This is a genomic window from Moheibacter sediminis (assembly GCF_900176425.1).
In the GTDB taxonomy this organism is placed as follows: Bacteria; Bacteroidota; Bacteroidia; order Flavobacteriales; family Weeksellaceae; genus Moheibacter; species Moheibacter sediminis.
The window spans coordinates 45,611-66,091 of the sequence record NZ_FWXS01000003.1 but is presented as its reverse complement, the minus strand read 5'-3'; the positions used below and the strand labels follow the sequence as shown (position 1 = coordinate 66,091).

Sequence of the window (20,481 nt, the reverse complement as noted above, 5' to 3'; positions counted from 1 at the left end):
TCGGCTGATGTCATGAATGGATTGTATGTCAAGAGTATCTACATTGTGAACTGAAAATCTAATCTTTATCTACACCTCCACGATACATTTCCATCTGTTGTTCAAAATGCTCGTTTACGAATTTTGTAAATTCTTTTTGGGTAATTTCTTTACCCTTAGTTGGAGCTTTTAATTTTTCATTTGAATTTAAAGTTTCAACTTTTATTGCTACGTATTTGGTACCCTCTTTGCTGCCATCATCGTAGTTGATCAGAGTCTGTACCTCCAGGATTATTCCGGGCAGCCCCCATAACTTGTCAGGACCGTTTTTGTTGTTTAGCTTTGGAGAATACCATGCTTCTATTTCGGTTTTGTCATCATCAGTCAAAACTGCCGTTGCTTTCTGGACAGGGAAACCCGCTATTTCTTTGGTTTCTTTTGTGATCTTCCAGTCAATTTGCGGCAAATCATCTTTAATTAAAAATACTTTTTCTCCTATTTGTGCTTCTTCAACGTAAGTTTTACCTTCGGTGTTTTTATACACAGGGTTTGCATCTGCAGACATAGTTGCAGAAATACTGCCTGACACTTCTATTTGTGTATTGTTTATTCTGGGTACGATTCTATACAGAGATTCATTTTTATCTGTAACTAATTCAAACAGGCTTGACTCCATTGTTATGTCAAATTCATCTTTTCCCACCGATTCGTAATAGGGAACAACTTCGTATTCAACCCTTAATTTTTCCTGTGCTGAAAGGTGAATTACACAAACGATAAATAATGCTGCAAATAAAAAAAATCTAAGTTTCATAAATTATAGTGTTTAAAAATGGTTGATTGTCTTTTTAAAAATTTACCAAGGTGGAATTTTCTGGAAATAGTCCATAAAATAAGGCCTCCATACATCTCCCTCTTTTTCCCATTCGTATACTTTTTCTACTACAAAAATACGTCTGCCATACTTTAATCTTTGGGCAGCATTCATTAAGGTTTTATCAGGGATTTTGTCTTGATAAATTCTAAAGCTGCTAAATTTGAATTCTTTAAGGGATATTGTATATTTATATTTATCAAAAGTGTAATCAGTCTTTTTCTTATATGGATAAACCACTTTAGTTGCCTGCCAGTAAATCTCTTTATAGTCATCTGAACTGACTTTTAGAATCAAACCGGGCAAGCCGTTAAATTTCCAGGGACCGGATGAAATCGGAATATCGGGTGTATAATATGCCGTAAGATTGGATCCACGAAATTTTACTTTGGCTTTTTTGCAAGCAAAACCGCTTATAGTATCGGTTCCTGATATTAATTCCCAATTTAATTTAGGCATAGAATCATAAACATAATAAATAGTGTCAATATCCTTTAAATATTCATTATAATAAATGATATTCGAATCTTTTTGCTTGTAGAATTTATTGGGCTTCACTTCAAGTATAGCAGCCACAGCACTTCCACCTCCCGGATTCGCCATAGCCTCATTACCCCCATTATCTTTGCTCTGATTTTCTGTGTAAACGGCATTTTTGTCATTGGATATTAGATGAGCAGTAGTTTCTTTACGATAAATTTGTTTGTCAATATATTCCACATAGACATTTAATTCTTGAGCAGAGAGGGAGGTTAGTGATAAAAATAATATAAATCGGAAAATTAAATTTTTCATTATATCAATATTGTTAATCGAAAATCCAGATGTTAAATAACATCTGGATTATAATCTAATTTAATACTTAATTACATCCCTCTGCTGCGAAATTTTGAGCCATTTGTCTACATGCAGCAGCAGATAGGTTGTAATATGTTTGAGTACCTGTTGGAGGATTGCCAAAACCATTACAATAATAAGTGACAACACAAGTTCCGTCGGGACTACAATTCATTGTAAAGTTCTCAACCTTTGAACTCTCTTTTGCAACAGATGTATTTGCTTTTACCATCTCATTGGTAAGTGTAAATGCACCACCAAATAATAACATTCCTAAAATAACTTTTTTCATAAATTGGTTTGTTTTTAAACGTTAAACTAAAATTTTAATTGTTGTCAAATATTTCGCGAAAATATTTTTGGTAAAAGTGAAGGATTTTTGGTCAGGTTCTAAGCAATATTTTGCTAAACTTGAGCAATATTCAAATAATTTTTACCATAAAATTGCTAAACATGGGTGTAGGTATTAAAATAAGAAGATTGAGAGAGGAAAGAAAAATGAGCCAGGATGAATTGGCTGATCTGCTCGGTATAGCACAGACAAGCATATCCAATATCCAATATCGAAAGCAACAAAACAACACCAGACTTTCTTTTAATGGATAAGGTTTGCAGGATTTTTGATAAAGATTTTGATTATTTTTTGGAAGAGAAAATTAACGTTACCAATAATATAGAAAAAGTTGAGGGTATAAATGTTGGCTATTCAAATAGCGGTCCTATTCATATGGTTCCAAAAGAAATTTTATCTCAATTAGAAGAACGGCTAACCAAATTGGAGGAAGAATTTTCCCGTTTAAAAAAATAATCCTGTGTAGGTTTTATCAACAACCCAAATAGAAAGGCGCAAAATTGCGCCTTTGTTATTTTATTTTAATCTGTCATTCTGAAGAAGGAAGAGTCTCTAGATTACTCGCGCCTCGGAATAACACAAAATTAACTGTACATTTCCGCTTTCAGTTCTTTTACGCGGTTGTCATCCAAGAATTCATCATAGGTCATGTGACGGTCGATGATTCCTTTTGGAGTGATTTCGATGATGCGGTCGCAAGTGGTTTGAATCAATTCGTGGTCATGAGAAGCCATCAAAATCGTTCCTTTGAAATTTTGCAAAGAGTTGTTCAAAGCGGTAATCGACTCCAGGTCTAGGTGACCTGTCGGCTCGTCCATCAACAACACGTTAGCTCTCAAAAGCATCATGCGTGAAAACATACAACGCATCTTTTCCCCTCCTGAAAGTACTGATGATTTTTTCAAGGCTTCGTCACCTGAAAAAAGCATTTTACCTAGGAATCCGCGCATGTATTCTTCATGGCGCTCTTCGTCATTTTCTGTGTATTGACGCAACCAATCTACCAAATTGATGTCTTCTTTGAAGAAATTGGTATTATCTAACGGAAGATAAGCCTGAGTAGTTGTAATCCCCCAATTCACTTCTCCACTGTCCGGTTTTGCATTTCCTGAAATGATTTCAAAGAATTGTGAAACGGCTTTTGAATTTTTAGAGAATACACCGACTTTGTCGCCTTTTTTCAAATTCAAATGAACGTCTTTGAACAAAATTTCGCCGTCAACTGAGGCTGATAAATTATTGATTTCTAAAATCTGGTCACCCGCTTCTCTTGACTGGTCCCAAATCAACGCCGGATAACGGCGTGAAGAAGGTTTGATGTCTTCGATGTTTAATTTATCGATCATTTTCTTACGAGCCGTTGCTTGTTTTGCTTTTGCTACGTTGGAACTGAATCGCGCGATGAATTCTTGCAATTCTTTCTTTTTCTCTTCCGCTTTTTTGTTTTGCTGTGCACGTTGTTTCGAAGCCAGCTGAGAAGACTGGTACCAGAAAGTATAGTTACCTGAATATAAATTTAATTTGCTGAAATCTAAATCGGCAATGTGTGTACAAACTGCGTCCAAGAAGTGACGGTCGTGAGAAACCACAATTACTGTGTTTTCATATTGCGCTAAGAAATCTTCTAACCAGGAAATGGTGTAAACGTCCAATTCGTTGGTAGGCTCATCTAGTACCAACACGTCAGGATTTCCGAACAAAGCTTGTGCTAATAAAATTCGGACTTTGGCTTTGTTGTCCAAATCGCCCATCAAAGTATAGTGGATGTCAGATTCAATACCAACATTTGAAAGCAAAGTTGAAGCATCAGATTCTGCATTCCAGCCCCCCATTTCTTCGTATTGAACCCCTAGCTCCCCTGCTTTGATTCCGTCTTCTTCAGAAAAATCTGGTTTCGCGTACAAAGCGTCCATTTTTTCTTTTATATCATACAAAACTTTATTTCCGCGAAGCACAGTATCTAAAACCGTGAATTCATCATATTTAAAGTGATTCTGTTCCAGGAAAGACATTCTTTTCCCTTTTTCCAAGGAAACATGCCCTGAAGTTGGGTCTTGCTCACCTGATAAAATCTTCAGGAAAGTAGATTTACCGGCACCATTGGCACCAATGATGCCATAACAGTTGCCATTTGTAAATTTTATGTTAACTTCGTCGAATAAAACTCGTTTTCCGAATTGTAACGAAAGATTTGATACTGTTAGCATTTTTGGAATTATTTTTGAATATTTGGAATTGTTTTTGAAAATCGGTTGCAAAGGTACGAAGATTTAAATTGAATAAAAAGTGCACGGAGAAGTAAACATAAAGAATAAAAAAGCGAGATTTGAATATGAGTTGATGGACAGCTATGACGCAGGAATTCAACTTTTTGGAACCGAAATAAAATCAATACGAATGGGCAAGGCAAGCATTACTGAAAGCTTTTGCCAATTTAAGGACGGAGAATTGTATATAATTAATATGTATATTGACGAATATGACTGGGGAACATACTTTAATCATAAGACAAGACGTGACAGAAAATTATTATTAAAAAAAAATGAGCTAAAAAAACTTGAAAGAAAAACCAAAGAAACAGGGCTTACAATCATAGCTACAAACCTCTATATCAACAAAAAAGGACTAGCAAAGGTCAAGGTTTATTTGGCGAAGGGTAAGAAATTATATGATAAGCGAGAGACGATAAAAGGAAAAGATTTGAAAAGAGATTTGGATAGAATCATAAAGAATTCTTAAATTTGCCGTTAATTGTGTTCAAATTAAATTAAAGTAAAACACTAAATATTTGATAATGAAAAAGTTTAATCTATTATTAACCGCTCTAACGGTACTGATTTTAAGCAGTACTGTTTTGAATGCCCAAAACAAGAGAGATCCTTGGGCAGTTACTGTTGGTGCGCATGCAGTAGACCATACATCAGTTCGTGGTGTAGGTAATGAGTTTTTTAACTACAATAACTACAGCATTGTTCCGCCTTTGTCGAAATTATCTATCATCAGAAATTTAAATCGTTCATTTGATTTAGATTTAACTGCTTCAGTTGGTGAAATTGATAACAACAGATTACGTATTTCTGATGAGTTCTTCATCAATGCAGGTCTTGGTTTGCGTTATAAATTAGCAAACGGATACATCCTAGGTGAAAACTCATGGTTTGATCCATACATCCGTATAGGTGCTAACTATCATCGTTATGACTACACTAGTTTAGGTGATGTTGTCCCTGTAGGATTTGAAGTTTATGGAAATGACGGTGGAGATGCAACAACTGAAGTAGTTGATGTATTGAACGCTGCTCCTAAAACTGCAAAAGATCATTTCGCTGTTTCTGGAGGTTTAGGGATCAACTTATGGTTCACTAAAAACTTCGGTTTAAACATCGCTTCTGATTACAACTGGGTTCCTTCTACAAAATCAGACTATTTCGATTTCTTCCAACATTCAGTTGGGGTTACTTTCCGTTTCGGAAACAAAGACAGAGATGGTGATGGTATCGAAGACAAAGATGATGCTTGTCCTGATACTCCAGGTGTACCTTCAGATGATCCGGAATGTCACGGATGTCCTGATACTGACGGTGACGGAATCTGTGATAACAAAGATGCTTGTCCTGACGAAGCTGGTCCAGCTGAAAACAACGGTTGTCCTATCTTAGATAGAGATGGCGATGGTATCCTTGATGAAGACGATGATTGTCCTGACACTCCTGGTGTAGCTTCATCTATCCCTGGATGTAATGGTTGTCCTGACTCTGACGGAGATGGTGTTTGTGATAGCAAAGACAAATGTCCTAATGAATTTGGAACTGTAGAAAACGATGGTTGTCCAGAAATCGCTGATAACTGTACAGATATCCAAGCTATTAAAGATGCATTGAAAAGCGTATTGTTCGAGTACAACTCTGACAAATTAACTACTCAGTCTATGGCAACTTTAGATGTAATCGCTCCAATCTTGACTTCTGATAAAATCAAGAATGCTCGTTGGTTAGTTGAAGGTCATACCGATTCAAAAGGTAGCGATAAATACAACATGGAATTATCTAAGAAACGTGCTGCTTCTGTTGAGGCTTACTTAACTAGCAAAGGTGTTCCTTCTTCTATCTTGAAATCAGTTGGATTTGGTGAATCTTTACCTATCACAACTAATGATACTGACGATGGTAGAGCTAGAAACAGACGTGTTGAATTGAAATTTGCTGATTCAAACTTCCAACCAGCTGCTATCGAAGTAACAGGTGATTGTGCTAACGTACAAATCGCTGACTTGTCTAAAATGATTTACTTCCAAACAGGTACTCACACTTTGGTTGAAGCTTCTAAACAAAGCTTAAACGTAATCGCTCAGTACTTGAAAGCAACTGAAGGTAACTATGAAATCCAAGGTCACACTGATGATGTAGGTAGCGACGCTAATAACTTAACGTTGTCTCAAAAACGTGCTCAGACAGTACTTGATTACTTAGTAGCTCAAGGTGCTCCAGCTAGCAGATTGAAAGCTGTTGGTTACGGTGAAGCTCAGCCTAAATTCGACAACAAAACTGTTGACGGAAGAGCTCAAAACAGAAGAATTGAAATTGTAAAACAATAATTTCGTATTCAAATATTTAAAAGAAAAGCCACTCAATTGAGTGGCTTTCTTCATTTATACAAAAAATAGTTGTCAATAAACTATTTCTCTTTTCTTTCCAGCATTGGGACGAACTGACAATCTCCAAATTCCATCTTTTCAAAATTCATTTCTGAAACACGAAGAAAGGTAGTCATCATCTGATTTTTATCTCCTAAGGGAATAACCATAACTCCTCCGATTTTTAATTGTTGCAATAAAGTTTTAGGAATAGTTGAAGAACCTGCAGTTACAATGATTCTGTCAAAAGGCGCAAATGAAGGCAAACCTTTATAACCATCTCCATAAATTGCATATTTCGGGCTGATTTTAATTTTCCTGAAAATTCTTTGTGAAAAATCAAACAATTCCTTTTGTCTTTCAATGGTGTAAACTTCTGCTCCCATAGCGACCAAAACTGAAGCTTGATAGCCGCTTCCCGTTCCTACTTCCAAAACTTTGTCTCCCTTTTTCACATGAAGCAATTCTGTCTGGAACGCAACAGTAAATGGATGCGAAATAGTTTGTCCTGCTGCGATTGGGAAAGCTGTATCTTGATAAGCATGTTCCTCAAAAGCGCTGTCAATAAAAAGATGTCTTGGGATTTTGTTGATGGCTGTCAGAACCGATTCGTCCTCGATTCCTTTTTCTCTTAGTAGTTTAATTAGTTGTTCTCGTCTTCCTCTGTGTTTAAAATCGTCTGTCACGCTGCATATTTTTTACAAAATTGCACAATTTTAAATGATATTCTCTTTATTTTTAAACGCAAAATACAAACAATGTTAAAAATCGGAATCTTAGGAGCCGGACATTTGGGGAAAATTCATTTGAAACTAGCCAATCAGTCAAATAAATACGAATTGATAGGATTTTATGATCCTAATTCAGAAAATGCAAAAAAAGTTGAAGCGGAATTCGGATACAAATCGTTTGATACAATTTCAGAATTAATTGATGCGGTTGACGTAGTTGATATCGTCACCCCTACTCTTTCTCACTATGAATGCGCAAAAGAAGCAATCAAAACCGGAAAACATATTTTTTTGGAAAAACCCATAGCTAATTCCGTTGAGGAAGCGGAAGAAATCATACAACTTGCTAAGGAATATAACGTAAAAGGACAAGTCGGTCATGTAGAAAGATTTAATCCTGCATTTAAATCCGTAAAAGATAAAATCCAAAATCCTATGTTCATCGAAACCCATCGTTTGGCGGAATTTAATCCAAGAGGAACTGATGTTCCGGTCGTTTTGGATTTGATGATCCACGACATCGATGCAATTCTGAGTGTAGTTAAGTCCAAAGTAAAAGAAATCCATGCAAGTGGTGTGGCTGTGATTAGCGATTCACCAGACATTGCCAATGCCAGAATTGAATTTGAAAACGGATGCGTTGCCAACATTACTTCAAGCCGAATTTCTTTGAAAAATATGCGTAAATCTAGATTTTTCCAAAAGGATGCTTACATTTCAGTTGATTATTTGGAAAAAAATTGTGAAGTAGTAAAAATGAAAGATGCCCCTGAAAAACCGGGTGAATGGGACATGATTTTGCAAAATGCCGAAGGTGTTAGAAAACAAATTTATTTTGACAATCCGGATGTACCACCTAACAATGCAATCTTAGATGAATTGGAATCTTTTGCAAACGCAATTAACAACAATACCACTCCGATTGTGACTTTAGAAGACGGAACTGAAGCATTGCGAATTGCTTATCAAATCATAGATGCCTTTAAAAAATAAAACAAACAAATAATGAAAAATATAGCTGTAATCGGAGCCGGGACGATGGGAAACGGAATTGCCCATACTTTTGCTCAGAAAGGATTTAAAGTAAATCTGATTGATATTTCAGAAAAATCTTTGGAAAAAGGAATCGCAACTATTTCCGGAAATCTGGACAGAATGGTTGCAAAAGAAACCATTTCAGAACAAGATAAACAAGATACTTTAGCCAACATCAAAACTTTTACTCAAACAGAAGAAGGTGTAAAAAATGTTGATCTGGTTGTTGAGGCTGCAACTGAGAATGTTGATTTAAAACTAAAAATATTTAAACAATTAGATGAAATTACAAGTTCCAATACAATTCTTGCAACTAACACTTCATCGATTTCTATCACACAAATCGCTGCCGTAACTAATCGTCAGGACAAAGTAATCGGAATGCACTTCATGAATCCGGTTCCAATCATGAAGTTGGTGGAAATCATACGCGGTTACAATACTTCAGACGAAGTAACAAAAGCGATCATGGACATGTCTGAAACACTTGGAAAAGTTCCTGTGGAAGTAAATGATTATCCGGGATTTGTTGCCAACAGAATTTTGATACCGATGATTAATGAATCTATCGAAGCACTTTACAATGGAGTTGCCGGTGTTCAGGAAATAGATACGGTAATGAAATTGGGAATGGCACATCCTATGGGACCACTTCAACTTGCAGATTTTATAGGATTGGATGTTTGTCTCTCTATTTTAAATGTAATGTACAATGGGTTTAAAAATCCAAAATACGCACCTTGTCCATTATTGATAAATATGGTTACAGCAGGGAAATTGGGAGTAAAATCAGGAGAAGGATTTTATGATTATTCTGAAAGCAAAAAAGCAGAAAAAGTATCTAAATCGTTTATAAATTAGCTCATATTAACATAAAATTAATAAAATTTTAAAAAATGTTTATATATTAGTCTATTCATAAATTCTAAAGCTTGAATATGAAACAATTTTCTATTTTATTTACAACAATTTTATTATTTATATCGGCAGATTTATTTTCGCAGAATATGCTGAAAAAATGGTACATCAGCGGGGGTGTACATGCTGTCAATCATGTTAGTGCCAGAGGATTTGGCGAGGGATTAACCGATACAGACAATTGGTCTTTTGTTCCTCCATTGTCACAAATTTCCGTTGCAAGGACGCTAAACCGTTCCTTTGCCGTTGATTTACAAGCTTCAATCGGAGAAATAGACAACAAACGATTGATGATTGACAATGAATTCATGGTCTTAATTGGAATGGGATTGCGTTATCGATTTGCTAACGGATATATTTTAAAAGAAACCTCCTGGTTCGATCCATATCTAAGATTCGGTGCAAATTATTACAGAATGCCTTACCGTGGATTAGAATTCAATCCTGTAGTATATGGTGATGATGGATTGGGAAATCAAATTCCTTTGAGTGGTGTAATTGACGTACACGGAGACGCTTTGGAAAATGGGTCTATAGCCAATGATGATCACTTTGCAATTTCTGGAGGATTGGGGATGAATTTCTGGATTTGGCCTAAAATAGGTTTAAATATAGAAGCCCAATATGTAGCAATTCCGGGAATGAAATCAGATTATATTGACTTTTTCCAGGCAAAAGCCGGATTGGCATTTAGATTTGGCAAAAATGACCGTGATAAGGACGGAATTCCTGATGAAGAAGATGAATGTCCGGATACACCAGGTTTGAAAGAATTCAATGGGTGTCCTGATACCGACGGAGACGGTATTGAAGATAGACTGGATGAATGTCCACTAGAACCATGTCCTAATGGAGAAGAAACAGACGAATACTACTGCCAGAACGGATGTAAGATTATGAAAGAGAAACCTGTTGAGCCGGTAACTCCGATTGAACCAACTCCAGTTGTAGTCGATATGAAATTTGATGATGTTTTATTTGAATTTGACAGCAGCAAATTAACTTCAGAAGGTGAGCAAAAAGTAAAACTTGCAGCTGATAAAATCAAGAAAGATGGTGGAAACTACTTTGTAGATGGTTTTGCTGATAGCGTAGGAACTGATGCTTATAACATGGGATTATCAAAAAGACGTGCACAATCGGTAAAAGATGGCTTGGTTAAGGAAGGTGTTGATGCAAAAACATTAGAAGTTCGTGCATTTGGAGAACAATATCCGAAATGTACAAACGATACTGAAGAAGGCAGAGCTTGTAATAGACGTGTAATTGTATTAGAAAGATACTAAAAATTGGTTTTTATTATAACGAGAAAAGGTGAGCAAATGCTCACCTTTTCTTTTACACAAAAATTAAAAGAATTAATTAATCACTAATTTCTTAGAGACTGATTTTCCGTCGATATTTAATTTCAAAACATATACACCTTTTGGTAAAGATGAAACGTTGATTGAATTGTCTGAATTTAATTTTACATCTAGTTTTCTTCCTTGTAAGTCGTACAATTCAACTGAATTTAATTTATCAGCTTTTACGAAAACTTTGTCAGAAGCAGGATTTGGATAAATCTGTAAATTATTTACAAAAGCATTTTCAGCAACAGAAAGTTGTCCTTCGTCAGAAGCATCTGAATAAACTTTAGAAGCATCAATTGATTTTACGCTCCAGTAAACATTTGCAGGAATTTCTTCCAATTCCAAAAACCAAGATGGCGTTGTCACTACATATTTTGCTATGTCTTGTGCACCAGAAATTGTACCTACTTTGATTTCATATTGCAAAGCTTCAGTTGGCGTTTTGTCATCCGTTGCACCGTTCCAAGAGAAATTCAATCTATTTCCTTCTTGTTCCAAATTCAATTCCGTCGGTGCAACCGGTTTTTGATTCTCTTCTGTTGAAAGGTTTTTAAATAATTTAGTCAAAGAAGGCATATCTTCATGTGCCCAATCAAATCCCGCCATCAAAACATCTAAATGATTGTCATTATTAAAATCCAATAATTGAATATTCCCTTGGCTTCCTAAATTGAAAAGTCCGGTTTCTTCTGCTTTGGTAAACCTTTCCTCACTTGAATCATACAAAAATATATTAACCCATCCATTGTAATCCGCATCATTTCCCATCACGATGAAATCGTAATATCCGTCATTATTTAAATCACCTGTCTCTACACTAGAACCGGAAAGTCCCTCATTTTCGATGACTTCCGTGGTAAAATTACCTGTTCCGTCATTCCATAAAATTGCTAAATATTCAGTATAATCTTCATCAACTCCAGATACAACCAAGTCTAAAAATCCATCTGCATTGAAATCTGCGTATGCCATTTTTCCATCACTCATAACCGGAAGATCCTGAGAAAATTCCATCGTACCTTCATTGTTCAGATAAACTTTGAATATAGGTTCCAAATCTGCATCAAATCCAAAAATTACTGCATCCAACAAATTATCATTGTTCAAATCAATTACCTTAAAACTTCCATTTTGAGTTCCGGCAAGCCATGCCGCAGAAATATCAAATCCGTTTCCATTGTTTTGGTAAAAATCTACATCATAAGTAAATCCTGTTCCTTCCACATATTGGGTTCCGTTCAAAGCATAATCAGTTTTTCCATCATGGTTAAAGTCAAATATTTCCAATCCTCCGTAAATTTTTCCAGCTAGGTTTTCTTCCAATTCAAATCCTGTTCCTGTGTTCAGAAAACGGTATTGCTGATAATTCACAATGTCATTATAACTCAATCCGGTTGAAACGATATCCAACCATCCATCGTTGTTAAAATCAATGAATTTGATATCTCCTAAATGTGTAGAATTCAATCCCAAATCGTCTGACAAAGTAAATGTTCCACCATTATTTTTATAAATTTCATTCAAAGTCGTGTCAACATTTCCATCTCCATCAGAATCAATCGCTCCGTTGTGGACAATATCTATAAAGCCATCACCATCGAAATCACCTACATGACTTGATGAATAGTAAAAATCTTTGAATACAGTTTCTGTTTCTTCAAAGATTTGCGCCTGAATCACAAATGGAAGCAAGGCGGCTAAAATTGTAAACTTTTTCATTTTTTGCTTTTTATTTTTATTTAGTCTAAATTAAATGCAAATTTATCAGAACTAAATCACAGCACAATGAAAAACCACCTAACCTTTGTCATCATCAATAAAAAAATCCCAAACTTAACGTTTAGGATTTTATTCTTTTATGGAAAAATTTAATTCTAATTCAAAACTGCCAAAGCATTTTCATAATTGGGTTCGTCAACAATTTCAGGAACTTGTTCCGTGTAAACTACATTTCCTTCTTCATTGATAACCACCACTGCACGGCTCATCAATCCTGCCAGCGGGCCATCCATGATTTTCAATTGGTAGGCATCAGAAAAATTATTGTCTTTGAATTCTGACAATGACACTACATTTTCCAATCCTTCCGCTGCACAAAATCTGCTCTGCGCAAAAGGCAAATCTCTCGAAATGCACAACACAACTGTGTTTTCCAATCCAGATGCTTCCGCATTAAATTTTCTAACAGAAGCCGCACAAGTTCCCGTATCTACACTTGGAAATATATTCAAAACCACTTTTTTTCCTTTAAAATCTGAAATTGATTTCTCTGACAAATCAACTGCTGTCAATTTAAAATCAGGCGCTTTTGCACCCACAGAAGGTAAATTCCCTTGTGTATGAATCGGGTTCCCCTTTAATGTAATATCTGCCATATTTTTTTCTTTGCAATTTACAGCATTTTTTACTTCTATCATCCAGCTTCGGACTTCCGGCAAAAAATATTTATCTTCGCACCGCAAAACAAACAAAGAAAAGTATGTTACTTTCAACCAGATTACAAAAATTGCAGCCACCCGCGACGATTGCTATGACGCAAAAGGCAAGGGAATTAAAGCAACAAGGAAATGATGTCATCAGTTTAAGCATCGGCGAGCCGGACTTTGACACGCCTGATTTCGTAAAAGAAGCCGCCAAAAAAGCGATTGATGAAAATTACTCTCACTATCCACCTATTTCCGGTTACCCTGAGTTGAAAGACGCCATCGTTCATAAATTCAAAAGAGATAACAATTTAGATTATAAACCTTCACAAATTGTAGTTTCGACTGGTGCGAAACAATCGATTTACAATGCTTTTCAAGTAATTATTGATGAAGGTGATGAAGTGATTATCCCAATTCCGTATTGGGTTACCTATGCTGACATTGTGGAATTGGCAGGTGGAAAACCTGTTTTTGTGGAAACTTCGATTGAAAATGATTTCAAAGCTTCGGCTGAAATGATTGAAAAAGCAATTACACCCAAAACCAAAGCCATCATTTACAGTTCACCTTGTAATCCAAGCGGAAGTGTTTATAATTATGATGAATTGAAGGCAATAGCAAAATTGGTCGAAAAACATGATTTAATTGTCATTTCAGATGAAATCTACGAACACATCGTTTACGGAGAAAAACCTGTAAGCATTGCAACTTTTCCGGAAGCGTATGACCGCACTGTTACCATCAACGGGTTGTCAAAAGCGTATGCAATGACAGGCTGGAGAATCGGCTACATCGGTGCACCGCAGTGGATTGCCAAAGCTTGTGACACTTTGCAAAGTCAGGTTACCTCCGGCGCGAATTCCATAGCGCAACGCGCTGCCATTACCGCATTGAATACCGATCCTTCAGAAACACATTATATGATTGAAGCATTTGCAAAACGTCGTGAACTCATGATGAATTTGGCAAAAGAAATTCCGGGCTTCAAAGTAAGCGAACCCAAAGGTGCATTCTATATTTTTCCTGATATTTCTGAACTATTTGGGAAAACTTTTCATGGAGTGACCATCAATAATTCTGATGATTTGGCAAATTTAATTTTGGACAAAGCATTCGTAGCAACGGTTCCCGGAAGTGCATTTGGGATTGACAATTGTTTGAGATTTTCGTATGCCGCTTCAGAAGAAAATTTGACCGAAGCAATGCGCAGAATCAAAGAATTGCTGAGTTAAAACCCGAACTGATACAAATCACAGATTAGTTCCCGATTGAATCGTACTTTTGCAGGATGAATTAATTTTTAATTCACTCAAATTCATACTATTAAAATGATTCAAACAGATATATTAATCATCGGAGCCGGACCGACCGGACTTTTCACCGTTTTTGAAGCAGGCTTGCTCAAATTGCGTTGCCATATTATTGATGCATTGCCACAACCCGGCGGACAATTGGCAGAATTATACCCAAAAAAACCAATTTTTGACATTCCGGGTTACCCAAGCGTGATGGCGGGTGAATTGGTAGATAATTTGATGGAACAAATCAAACAATTTGAACCCGGATTTACCCTTAACGAAGTTGCTGATACCATTGAAAAACAAGAAGATGGTTCATTTATCGTGACGACCAACAGAGGAACGCAGCACCAAGCAAAAGCCATCGCAATCGCAGGTGGATTAGGAAGTTTTGAACCGAGAAAGCCTGAATTAGAAAACATTTCCAAATTCGAAGAAAATGGAATCGAATATTTCGTGAAAAATCCTGAACAATTCCGTGACAAGCGAATCGTGATTGCGGGCGGTGGGGATTCTGCTTTAGATTGGAGTATATTTTTAGCTGAAGTAGCTTCGGAAGTGACTTTGGTTCACAGAAGAAATGAGTTCAGAGGTGCATTGGATTCGGTTGAAAAAGTACAGGAATTGAAACATTTAGGAAAAATTAATTTAATTACGCCAGCAGAAATTACAGAATTGCATGGCGATGATAAATTGACTGCAATTACGATTGAAAAAGAAGGAGAGAAGCAGATTTTCGAAACTGATTACTTCATCCCATTGTTTGGACTTTCACCAAAATTAGGTCCGATTGCAAATTGGGGATTGGAAATAGAAAAAAATGCCATCAAAGTAAACAATGCTTTGGATTATCAAACCAATATTGATGGAATTTACGCCATCGGCGACATCAATACCTATCCTGGAAAATTGAAATTGATCCTTTGCGGATTTCACGAAGCAACGATGATGTGCCAGAGCGTTTACCAAAGAATCAATCCCGGAAAAAAATATATCTTGAAATATACAACTGTTTCAGGCGTAGATGGATTTGACGGAACGAGAAAAGAAGCGGAAAAAGCGGTGGTAAAATCAATAGATTGATTTTGCCGGATGCTGGTTGCGGTTCCTGGAAGTCATTTATACAAGGCAAAAAAACAGAAAAATGAAGAAGAATTTCAACATTTGTATAAATTTCATTATGAATTAATCAATTCTTTAATCGCATTAAGAAGACAAATTTGACAAGAATATATAGACATCCAGCTTCCAACTTACAGCATCCCGCAAATTTGTTATCTTTGCCCAAAATTAAAAAATCAGAATGAGCCTATTAGTAGTTGGTACCGTTGCATTTGACCAAATCGAAACTCCTTTCGGAAAAAGTGATAAAATTCTTGGTGGAGCTGCCACCTTCATTGGTTTGGCATCTTCGATGCTGGATGTGAGAACCGGATTGGTTTCTGTTATCGGAGGCGATTTTCCGCAAGAACATTTGGATCTGCTTACAGATAAAGGAATTGACATTTCCGGAATCGAGAAAATCGAGGAAGGAAAAACTTTCTTTTGGGCAGGTCGTTACCACAACGATATGAATTCCCGTGATACTTTGGCTACTGAGCTAAATGTATTGGAAAATTTCAATCCTGTAGTTCCGGCGGAATGGAAAAAACCTGAGGTTTTGATGTTAGGAAATTTACATCCATTGGTTCAGAAAGCTGTTTTGGAACAATTGGAAGAACGTCCGAAACTGGTAATTTTAGATACTATGAATTTCTGGATGGATTTGACTTGGGACGAACTGATGGACGTGTTGAAAAACGTTGATGTTTTGACCATCAATGATGAGGAAGCTCGCCAGATGAGCAAAGAATACAGTCTGGTAAAAGCTTCGAAGAAAATCATGGAATTGGGCCCGAAAACATTAATCATCAAAAAAGGTGAGCACGGAGCTTTGTTATTCCAGGATAAGAATGTGTTTTTCGCTCCGGCATTGCCTTTGGAAGATGTATTTGACCCAACTGGAGCAGGCGATACTTTCGCAGGAGGTTTTTCAGGATATTTGGCCAAAACGAGAAACTACTCGTTCGATAATATGAAACGCGCTATCATTTACGGAAGTGCGCTGGCTTCGTTTACAGTGGAAAAATTCGGAACGGATAGAATTGCTGAATTAACTGAAGAAGAATTAAATGACCGCTTAGAGGTATTTAAATCTTTGACAAATTTCGATATTGAATTGGATTAAAAATGAATAAACGTTTTTAAAATATGAAATCCTTATCTCATAAGATAAGGATTTTTTTATTAGAATTAATCCAATTCTTTTTTTACTTTTTTAGAATTCATTTGAATTAAATAAACGCCTGCAAGAATCAAAACTCCGCCCAGTGCATGGATAATTGTAAGTTTTTCACCATCTATAATTCCCCAAATGACTGCTACAATCGGCATTAAATAAGTCACAACCGAAGCAAAAATAGCAGATGTTTGTTGGATTAATTTATAGAATAAAATCATCGCAGTTGCTGTACCAATCAATCCTAGAATGGTGACGTATCCCAGTCCTTTCCATTGTTCAGTTGTCCCTTGGAATTCATTGAAAAATCCTGTCAAACCTAAAATTATCAATGCCGGCCCAAACCAAATTGTAAAAATTACAGATGATAATTTGAATGATTGAATTCCTGACAGATATTTACTGATGATCAACCCATTCATTCCATAAAAAGCAGTTGCCAAAACGATTAACATTGAATTGAACAAATCACTTTTCCCGCCGTTACCGTCATCACTCATCAAAATTGCCGCTCCGGCAAATCCGACCAAGGCACCTATGATTTGTGTCCATTTGCTTTTCATTCCAAAAAATAAAAATCCGAAAAGTAAAATGAAAATCGGCACGAGTGAATCCAAGATTCCCGCCATCGAACTGCTCACTTTTTCCTGTGCCAGTGGAAATAAAAACATCGGGATGAAATTCCCTAAACATCCACCGACAATTACCCATGGAAATAATTTTTTAGGGATATGCTTGAAATTCTGAACTCCAAAAAATACCAATGCCAATCCCGCGATTGACAGCCTCAGCGCTCCGACTTGCATCGGGTCATAAACTGCAATACTCTGTTTAATGAGGATGAATGAACTGCCCCATGTAAGGGATAAAATTGCGAGAAGCGCCCATTTATTTGAAAGGATTTTCATGGAGCAAATGTGGGAAAGATTTTGGAATAAAAATAAAAAAAGTTGCTCCAGTTTGATGGCAGAGCAACTTTCCAATAAAGGGTAGCAAAAAGCGAAAAAACTAATCAAAACAATTATCCACTCTTATGGAAATTTTTGTTTCTATACCTTAGACGAAAGAGTTTCAAAAAGGTTGCGTCATTTTTTTGAAAAAATTTATAAAAAATAAAAAAGCACTTGAATTTTTCAATTCAAATGCTTTTAAAATAGTTATATGTAGTGGTAATTATCTGTTACCCGGCAAGTAAATCTGGAACCCTACTGCAAATCCTAATCCGCTCTGCGCCTCAGCTCCCGTTACATTCGCTTTACTATAATTGTACCCAACTGTTCCTTCCAAAGCCACTGTCTGAGAGATGAAATGCGCATAACCTGCATTTACACCAAAAGCAAAACTTGTTTCGCTTTCTCCTTCATAAGCTTCTCCACTGATACCTACGCTACCTTCTCCAAAGAAACGTCCTGTAGAGCTTGCTCCTTCAGGAAAATAATATCTCGCAAAAGGCATAACACCATATTGCCACGTCGGCTTTCTGTCACTTGCGGCAACTACACCTGCATTCAGACCTATACCTACTGCAAATCCATCACTTAAGAAATAACCTGCTTTAGGCGCTAAATTTAAACTGAAGGCTTCTGATTCAAAACTGTAACCCGCCGAACCGACGCTACCACCGACCATCCAGTTTCCTTTTTGAACCGGGGTGCTCCCAACCTCAGCTGAAGTTTGTGGAGTCGTTACATCTACTTGTGCATTGGAAATACTAAGTCCTCCTAATACAATTGCTGATAACAATACTAACTTTTTCATATTCATTTTTTTTCTGTTAACAACTTCAATTAGACAGAAACTATGCCAAAGGAAACATACATTGATTCCTTTAACATTTGAATTCAATTTAATTCTATTGAAAATCAGTAATTTAATTTTAACAAAAAAAGTGAAAAAATCAGTTTGGTTTTGATGAATTTTGGAACTGGATTTTCTTAAAAATGAAAATTATTCCTAAAAAAGAAATGGCGGCTGTCATCAATGAAAATGAAAGTGCAATGATTGTTGAAGTATTTTCATTAAAATTAAACCAATGTGCTCCGTAGTAAAAAACAGCTTCGCGAATCCCCAATCCTGCAAAAGAAACTATGCCTAGTACGCTTGAAATTAAAAACATCGTCAGATAAATAACTGTATTTCCATCAACCGCAAATGACTGCATGATGCACCAAACACTTAACAATTGCAACCCCTGAATAAGAATTGAATACAGAAAACCCCAATAAATTCGCTTTTTGTGTGTATGAAAAAATCGATTGGCAAGCCTTAAAACAATTACAACTCCTATCAATCCAACTAGAATTACAATCCATTTCAGATAATCGGAATAAGGAATTTCAATAAAAACCAACAAGATACAAACCGTAAATCCGATTGCGACCAGTCCAATGAATCTGTCTAAAAAAACAATTTTACCTAAAGATTTCAGAGATTTTTTATAAGCCTTACTCAGCACATAGGCTTTATACGCGTCTCCGCCAATTCCACCCGGAATGAAAAAATTGTAGAACATTCCTAATAAATACAATTTTGAATTGGTCCAAAATGAAATTCTGATGCCTATTTTTCGGATAAACAAGTTGAATCTGGCTACTGAAACCAATTGCGAAGCGATGTAAAAAACAACAGATAAACCAAAGAAGAAAATATTGACTTCCTGAAATATTTCACCGATGTGTTCCCAATCTAGCCTTTGAAGCACCCAAGCCATCAAACCAAGGCTCACACCAATTTTAAGGATGGTAAGTAAACTCTTTTTTAACTTCGGATTCACCAATGAAAATTTTTCTGATTTTATAAGGTTTTTTTTGCTGCGATTCAAAATAAGTGCGCATCTGTAGGTCGATGATAAATCCGGTTGTAAAGAATTGTACCCCAACAAACATCAACAGTATTCCTAAAATTAATAAGGGACGATTTCCAATGTCTTCTCCAAATCCAAATTTGGAAATCAAAAGATAAACCAGCATTATACTTCCCGTTACAAAAGAAAGCAAACCGATATTTCCAAATAGATGAATTGGTTTTTGCAGATATTTCCTTTGAAACAAAAGCAGAATCAAATCATTGATCACTTTAGTCGTTCTTCCCAATCCGTATTTGGATTTTCCAAATTGACGCTGATGGTGTTTTACTTTTACTTCCGTGATTCTCGCTCCATTCAAAAATGCCAGCAGCGTGATGTATCGGTGCATTTCACCATAAAGATTTAATTCTCTAGCAGTTTCTTTATTGAAAACTTTCAACGCACAACCGTGATCTTGGATGTCCAAATGTGTAGATTTTCTGATTATCCAATTGGCAATTTTAGAGGGAAAAGTTCTGACCAGATTGTCTTGTCGTTTCTGGCGAATTCCCGTCACAACATCCCAATCTTCCGTTTTTGCTTTATGAAGCATTATCAAAATATCGTCAGGGTCATTTTGCAAATCACCATCCATCGTGATGATGTAATCACCTGTTGCATAATCAATCCCCGAGGCCAAAGCCAGACTTTGTCCGTAATTTTTCTTTAACTCAATCAATACAACATTGGGATTGTTCAGTTTCTTCACTTCCTGCCTTGTATTGTCAGTAGAACCGTCATCAACAAGAATTATTTCATAATCAATGCTGTGCAAAGCTCCTTCTACTCTACCCACCAAAAGCGCTATGTTTTCCTCTTCATTGTAAACCGGAATGACTATGGATAACTTTTCGGAAATTGAATTTTGAATCATTTTAAATGTTTAATTTAGCGCATTGCCAAACTTTCAGCGAAGATAACAC

At 36.2% G+C, this 20,481-nt stretch carries 21 protein-coding genes; 10 read left to right on the top strand and 11 right to left on the bottom strand.

The features are described 5' to 3' along the window. Positions 1 to 58: 58 nt before the first annotated feature. The 3 genes from B8977_RS05360 to B8977_RS05350 form a co-directional block, all read right to left on the bottom strand. On the bottom strand, positions 59 to 793 hold the full coding sequence (locus tag B8977_RS05360) for a GLPGLI family protein (RefSeq protein WP_084016659.1): 735 nt from the start codon (positions 791 to 793) through the stop codon (positions 59 to 61). Between the two features lie 42 nt (positions 794 to 835). After that, entirely contained in the window at positions 836 to 1,648 is an 813-nt protein-coding gene (locus tag B8977_RS05355; protein ID WP_084016658.1) for a GLPGLI family protein, read from the bottom strand. Positions 1,649 to 1,715: 67 nt separating this feature from the next. Beyond that, on the bottom strand, positions 1,716 to 1,982 hold the full coding sequence (locus B8977_RS05350) for a hypothetical protein (RefSeq protein WP_084016657.1): 267 nt from the start codon (positions 1,980 to 1,982) through the stop codon (positions 1,716 to 1,718). A gap of 161 nt (positions 1,983 to 2,143) precedes the next feature. Here B8977_RS05350 and B8977_RS05345 point away from each other — a divergent pair, with 161 nt between their 5' ends. Beyond that, positions 2,144 to 2,296 (top strand): helix-turn-helix domain-containing protein, encoded by a 153-nt coding sequence (locus tag B8977_RS05345; RefSeq protein ID WP_084016656.1) that lies wholly within the window; start codon positions 2,144 to 2,146, stop codon positions 2,294 to 2,296. Further along, positions 2,289 to 2,498 carry a hypothetical protein gene (locus B8977_RS05340; protein WP_084016655.1) on the top strand — a complete coding sequence of 70 codons (210 nt, stop codon included), beginning with the start codon at positions 2,289 to 2,291 and terminating at the stop codon, positions 2,496 to 2,498. Before B8977_RS05345 ends, B8977_RS05340 begins: the two co-directional genes overlap by 8 nt. Positions 2,499 to 2,626: 128 nt before the next feature. Here the strand turns inward: B8977_RS05340 and B8977_RS05335 are convergent, their stop codons facing one another. Further along, entirely contained in the window at positions 2,627 to 4,249 is a 1,623-nt protein-coding gene (locus B8977_RS05335; protein WP_084016913.1) for an ABC-F family ATP-binding cassette domain-containing protein, read from the bottom strand. Between the two features lie 79 nt (positions 4,250 to 4,328). Between B8977_RS05335 and smpB the strand changes: the two genes are divergently transcribed. Both smpB and B8977_RS05325 read left to right on the top strand, forming a co-directional pair. Beyond that, positions 4,329 to 4,781: an SsrA-binding protein SmpB gene (gene smpB, locus B8977_RS05330; RefSeq protein ID WP_143736341.1), complete on the top strand. Its 453-nt coding sequence runs from the start codon at positions 4,329 to 4,331 to the stop codon at positions 4,779 to 4,781. Positions 4,782 to 5,022: 241 nt separating this feature from the next. Next, a complete protein-coding gene (locus tag B8977_RS05325) occupies positions 5,023 to 6,636 on the top strand; it encodes an OmpA family protein (RefSeq protein WP_245828452.1) in 1,614 nt (537 codons plus the stop codon). 80 nt (positions 6,637 to 6,716) lie between these two features. On the opposite strand, the gene B8977_RS05320 is transcribed toward B8977_RS05325, so the two are convergent. Beyond that, the gene (locus B8977_RS05320) at positions 6,717 to 7,361 is read right to left on the bottom strand and encodes a protein-L-isoaspartate(D-aspartate) O-methyltransferase (protein ID WP_084016653.1); all 645 of its coding nucleotides are present in this window, start codon (positions 7,359 to 7,361) and stop codon (positions 6,717 to 6,719) included. Between the two features lie 72 nt (positions 7,362 to 7,433). Here B8977_RS05320 and B8977_RS05315 point away from each other — a divergent pair, with 72 nt between their 5' ends. The 3 genes from B8977_RS05315 (at position 7,434) to B8977_RS05305 (ending at position 10,645) form a co-directional block, all read left to right on the top strand. Beyond that, a complete protein-coding gene (locus B8977_RS05315) occupies positions 7,434 to 8,399 on the top strand; it encodes a Gfo/Idh/MocA family protein (RefSeq protein ID WP_084016652.1) in 966 nt (321 codons plus the stop codon). 12 nt (positions 8,400 to 8,411) lie between these two features. Further along, positions 8,412 to 9,302 (top strand): 3-hydroxybutyryl-CoA dehydrogenase, encoded by an 891-nt coding sequence (locus B8977_RS05310; RefSeq protein ID WP_084016651.1) that lies wholly within the window; start codon positions 8,412 to 8,414, stop codon positions 9,300 to 9,302. A 77-nt stretch (positions 9,303 to 9,379) separates the two neighbouring features. Further along, positions 9,380 to 10,645, top strand: a complete 1,266-nt coding sequence (locus B8977_RS05305; protein WP_084016650.1) for an OmpA family protein — start codon at positions 9,380 to 9,382, stop codon at positions 10,643 to 10,645. 72 nt (positions 10,646 to 10,717) lie between these two features. Here B8977_RS05305 and B8977_RS05300 read toward each other — a convergent pair whose 3' ends face one another. Beyond that, complete coding sequence (locus tag B8977_RS05300; RefSeq protein WP_084016649.1) at positions 10,718 to 12,430, bottom strand: T9SS type A sorting domain-containing protein; 1,713 nt, start codon at positions 12,428 to 12,430, stop codon at positions 10,718 to 10,720. 155 nt (positions 12,431 to 12,585) lie between these two features. Beyond that, positions 12,586 to 13,086 carry a thiol peroxidase gene (tpx, locus tag B8977_RS05295; RefSeq protein ID WP_084016911.1) on the bottom strand — a complete coding sequence of 167 codons (501 nt, stop codon included), beginning with the start codon at positions 13,084 to 13,086 and terminating at the stop codon, positions 12,586 to 12,588. A gap of 104 nt (positions 13,087 to 13,190) precedes the next feature. On the opposite strand from tpx, the gene B8977_RS05290 reads away from it, so the two are divergent. The 3 genes from B8977_RS05290 to B8977_RS05280 all read left to right on the top strand — a co-directional run bounded on the left by B8977_RS05290 (position 13,191) and on the right by B8977_RS05280 (position 16,662). Further along, a complete protein-coding gene (locus B8977_RS05290; RefSeq protein WP_084016648.1) occupies positions 13,191 to 14,369 on the top strand; it encodes a pyridoxal phosphate-dependent aminotransferase in 1,179 nt (392 codons plus the stop codon). A 96-nt stretch (positions 14,370 to 14,465) separates the two neighbouring features. Continuing rightward, positions 14,466 to 15,518, top strand: a complete 1,053-nt coding sequence (locus B8977_RS05285) for an NAD(P)/FAD-dependent oxidoreductase (protein WP_084016647.1) — start codon at positions 14,466 to 14,468, stop codon at positions 15,516 to 15,518. Positions 15,519 to 15,738: 220 nt separating this feature from the next. Further along, a complete protein-coding gene (locus tag B8977_RS05280) occupies positions 15,739 to 16,662 on the top strand; it encodes a PfkB family carbohydrate kinase (protein ID WP_084016646.1) in 924 nt (307 codons plus the stop codon). A gap of 65 nt (positions 16,663 to 16,727) precedes the next feature. Here the strand turns inward: B8977_RS05280 and B8977_RS05275 are convergent, their stop codons facing one another. From B8977_RS05275 to B8977_RS05260, 4 genes are all read right to left on the bottom strand, one after another. Next, on the bottom strand, positions 16,728 to 17,621 hold the full coding sequence (locus tag B8977_RS05275; RefSeq protein WP_084016645.1) for a DMT family transporter: 894 nt from the start codon (positions 17,619 to 17,621) through the stop codon (positions 16,728 to 16,730). Positions 17,622 to 17,886: 265 nt separating this feature from the next. Beyond that, positions 17,887 to 18,471 (bottom strand): porin family protein, encoded by a 585-nt coding sequence (locus B8977_RS05270; RefSeq protein ID WP_084016910.1) that lies wholly within the window; start codon positions 18,469 to 18,471, stop codon positions 17,887 to 17,889. Between the two features lie 139 nt (positions 18,472 to 18,610). Then, on the bottom strand, positions 18,611 to 19,486 hold the full coding sequence (locus tag B8977_RS05265; RefSeq protein ID WP_143736339.1) for a lysylphosphatidylglycerol synthase transmembrane domain-containing protein: 876 nt from the start codon (positions 19,484 to 19,486) through the stop codon (positions 18,611 to 18,613). After that, positions 19,446 to 20,432 (bottom strand): glycosyltransferase family 2 protein, encoded by a 987-nt coding sequence (locus tag B8977_RS05260; RefSeq protein WP_084016643.1) that lies wholly within the window; start codon positions 20,430 to 20,432, stop codon positions 19,446 to 19,448. The genes B8977_RS05265 and B8977_RS05260 overlap by 41 nt, the downstream gene beginning before the upstream one ends. Between the last annotated feature and the right edge of the window lie 49 nt (positions 20,433 to 20,481).

Bases quoted from the DNA above. Each gene is read 5' to 3' on its own strand.
- B8977_RS05280 (WP_084016646.1), top strand. From the start codon at position 15,739: ATGAGCCTATTAGTAGTTGGTACCGTTGCATTTGACCAAATCGAAACT.
- B8977_RS05275 (WP_084016645.1), bottom strand. From the start codon at position 17,621: ATGAAAATCCTTTCAAATAAATGGGCGCTTCTCGCAATTTTATCCCTT.
- B8977_RS05300 (WP_084016649.1), bottom strand. From the start codon at position 12,430: ATGAAAAAGTTTACAATTTTAGCCGCCTTGCTTCCATTTGTGATTCAG.
- B8977_RS05355 (WP_084016658.1), bottom strand. From the start codon at position 1,648: ATGAAAAATTTAATTTTCCGATTTATATTATTTTTATCACTAACCTCC.
- B8977_RS05270 (WP_084016910.1), bottom strand. From the start codon at position 18,471: ATGAAAAAGTTAGTATTGTTATCAGCAATTGTATTAGGAGGACTTAGT.
- B8977_RS05290 (WP_084016648.1), top strand. From the start codon at position 13,191: ATGTTACTTTCAACCAGATTACAAAAATTGCAGCCACCCGCGACGATT.
- tpx (WP_084016911.1), bottom strand. From the start codon at position 13,086: ATGGCAGATATTACATTAAAGGGGAACCCGATTCATACACAAGGGAAT.
- B8977_RS05335 (WP_084016913.1), bottom strand. From the start codon at position 4,249: ATGCTAACAGTATCAAATCTTTCGTTACAATTCGGAAAACGAGTTTTA.
- B8977_RS05340 (WP_084016655.1), top strand. From the start codon at position 2,289: ATGGATAAGGTTTGCAGGATTTTTGATAAAGATTTTGATTATTTTTTG.
- B8977_RS05350 (WP_084016657.1), bottom strand. From the start codon at position 1,982: ATGAAAAAAGTTATTTTAGGAATGTTATTATTTGGTGGTGCATTTACA.
- B8977_RS05315 (WP_084016652.1), top strand. From the start codon at position 7,434: ATGTTAAAAATCGGAATCTTAGGAGCCGGACATTTGGGGAAAATTCAT.
- B8977_RS05305 (WP_084016650.1), top strand. From the start codon at position 9,380: ATGAAACAATTTTCTATTTTATTTACAACAATTTTATTATTTATATCG.
- B8977_RS05345 (WP_084016656.1), top strand. From the start codon at position 2,144: ATGGGTGTAGGTATTAAAATAAGAAGATTGAGAGAGGAAAGAAAAATG.
- B8977_RS05360 (WP_084016659.1), bottom strand. From the start codon at position 793: ATGAAACTTAGATTTTTTTTATTTGCAGCATTATTTATCGTTTGTGTA.
- B8977_RS05310 (WP_084016651.1), top strand. From the start codon at position 8,412: ATGAAAAATATAGCTGTAATCGGAGCCGGGACGATGGGAAACGGAATT.
- B8977_RS05260 (WP_084016643.1), bottom strand. From the start codon at position 20,432: ATGATTCAAAATTCAATTTCCGAAAAGTTATCCATAGTCATTCCGGTT.
- B8977_RS05285 (WP_084016647.1), top strand. From the start codon at position 14,466: ATGATTCAAACAGATATATTAATCATCGGAGCCGGACCGACCGGACTT.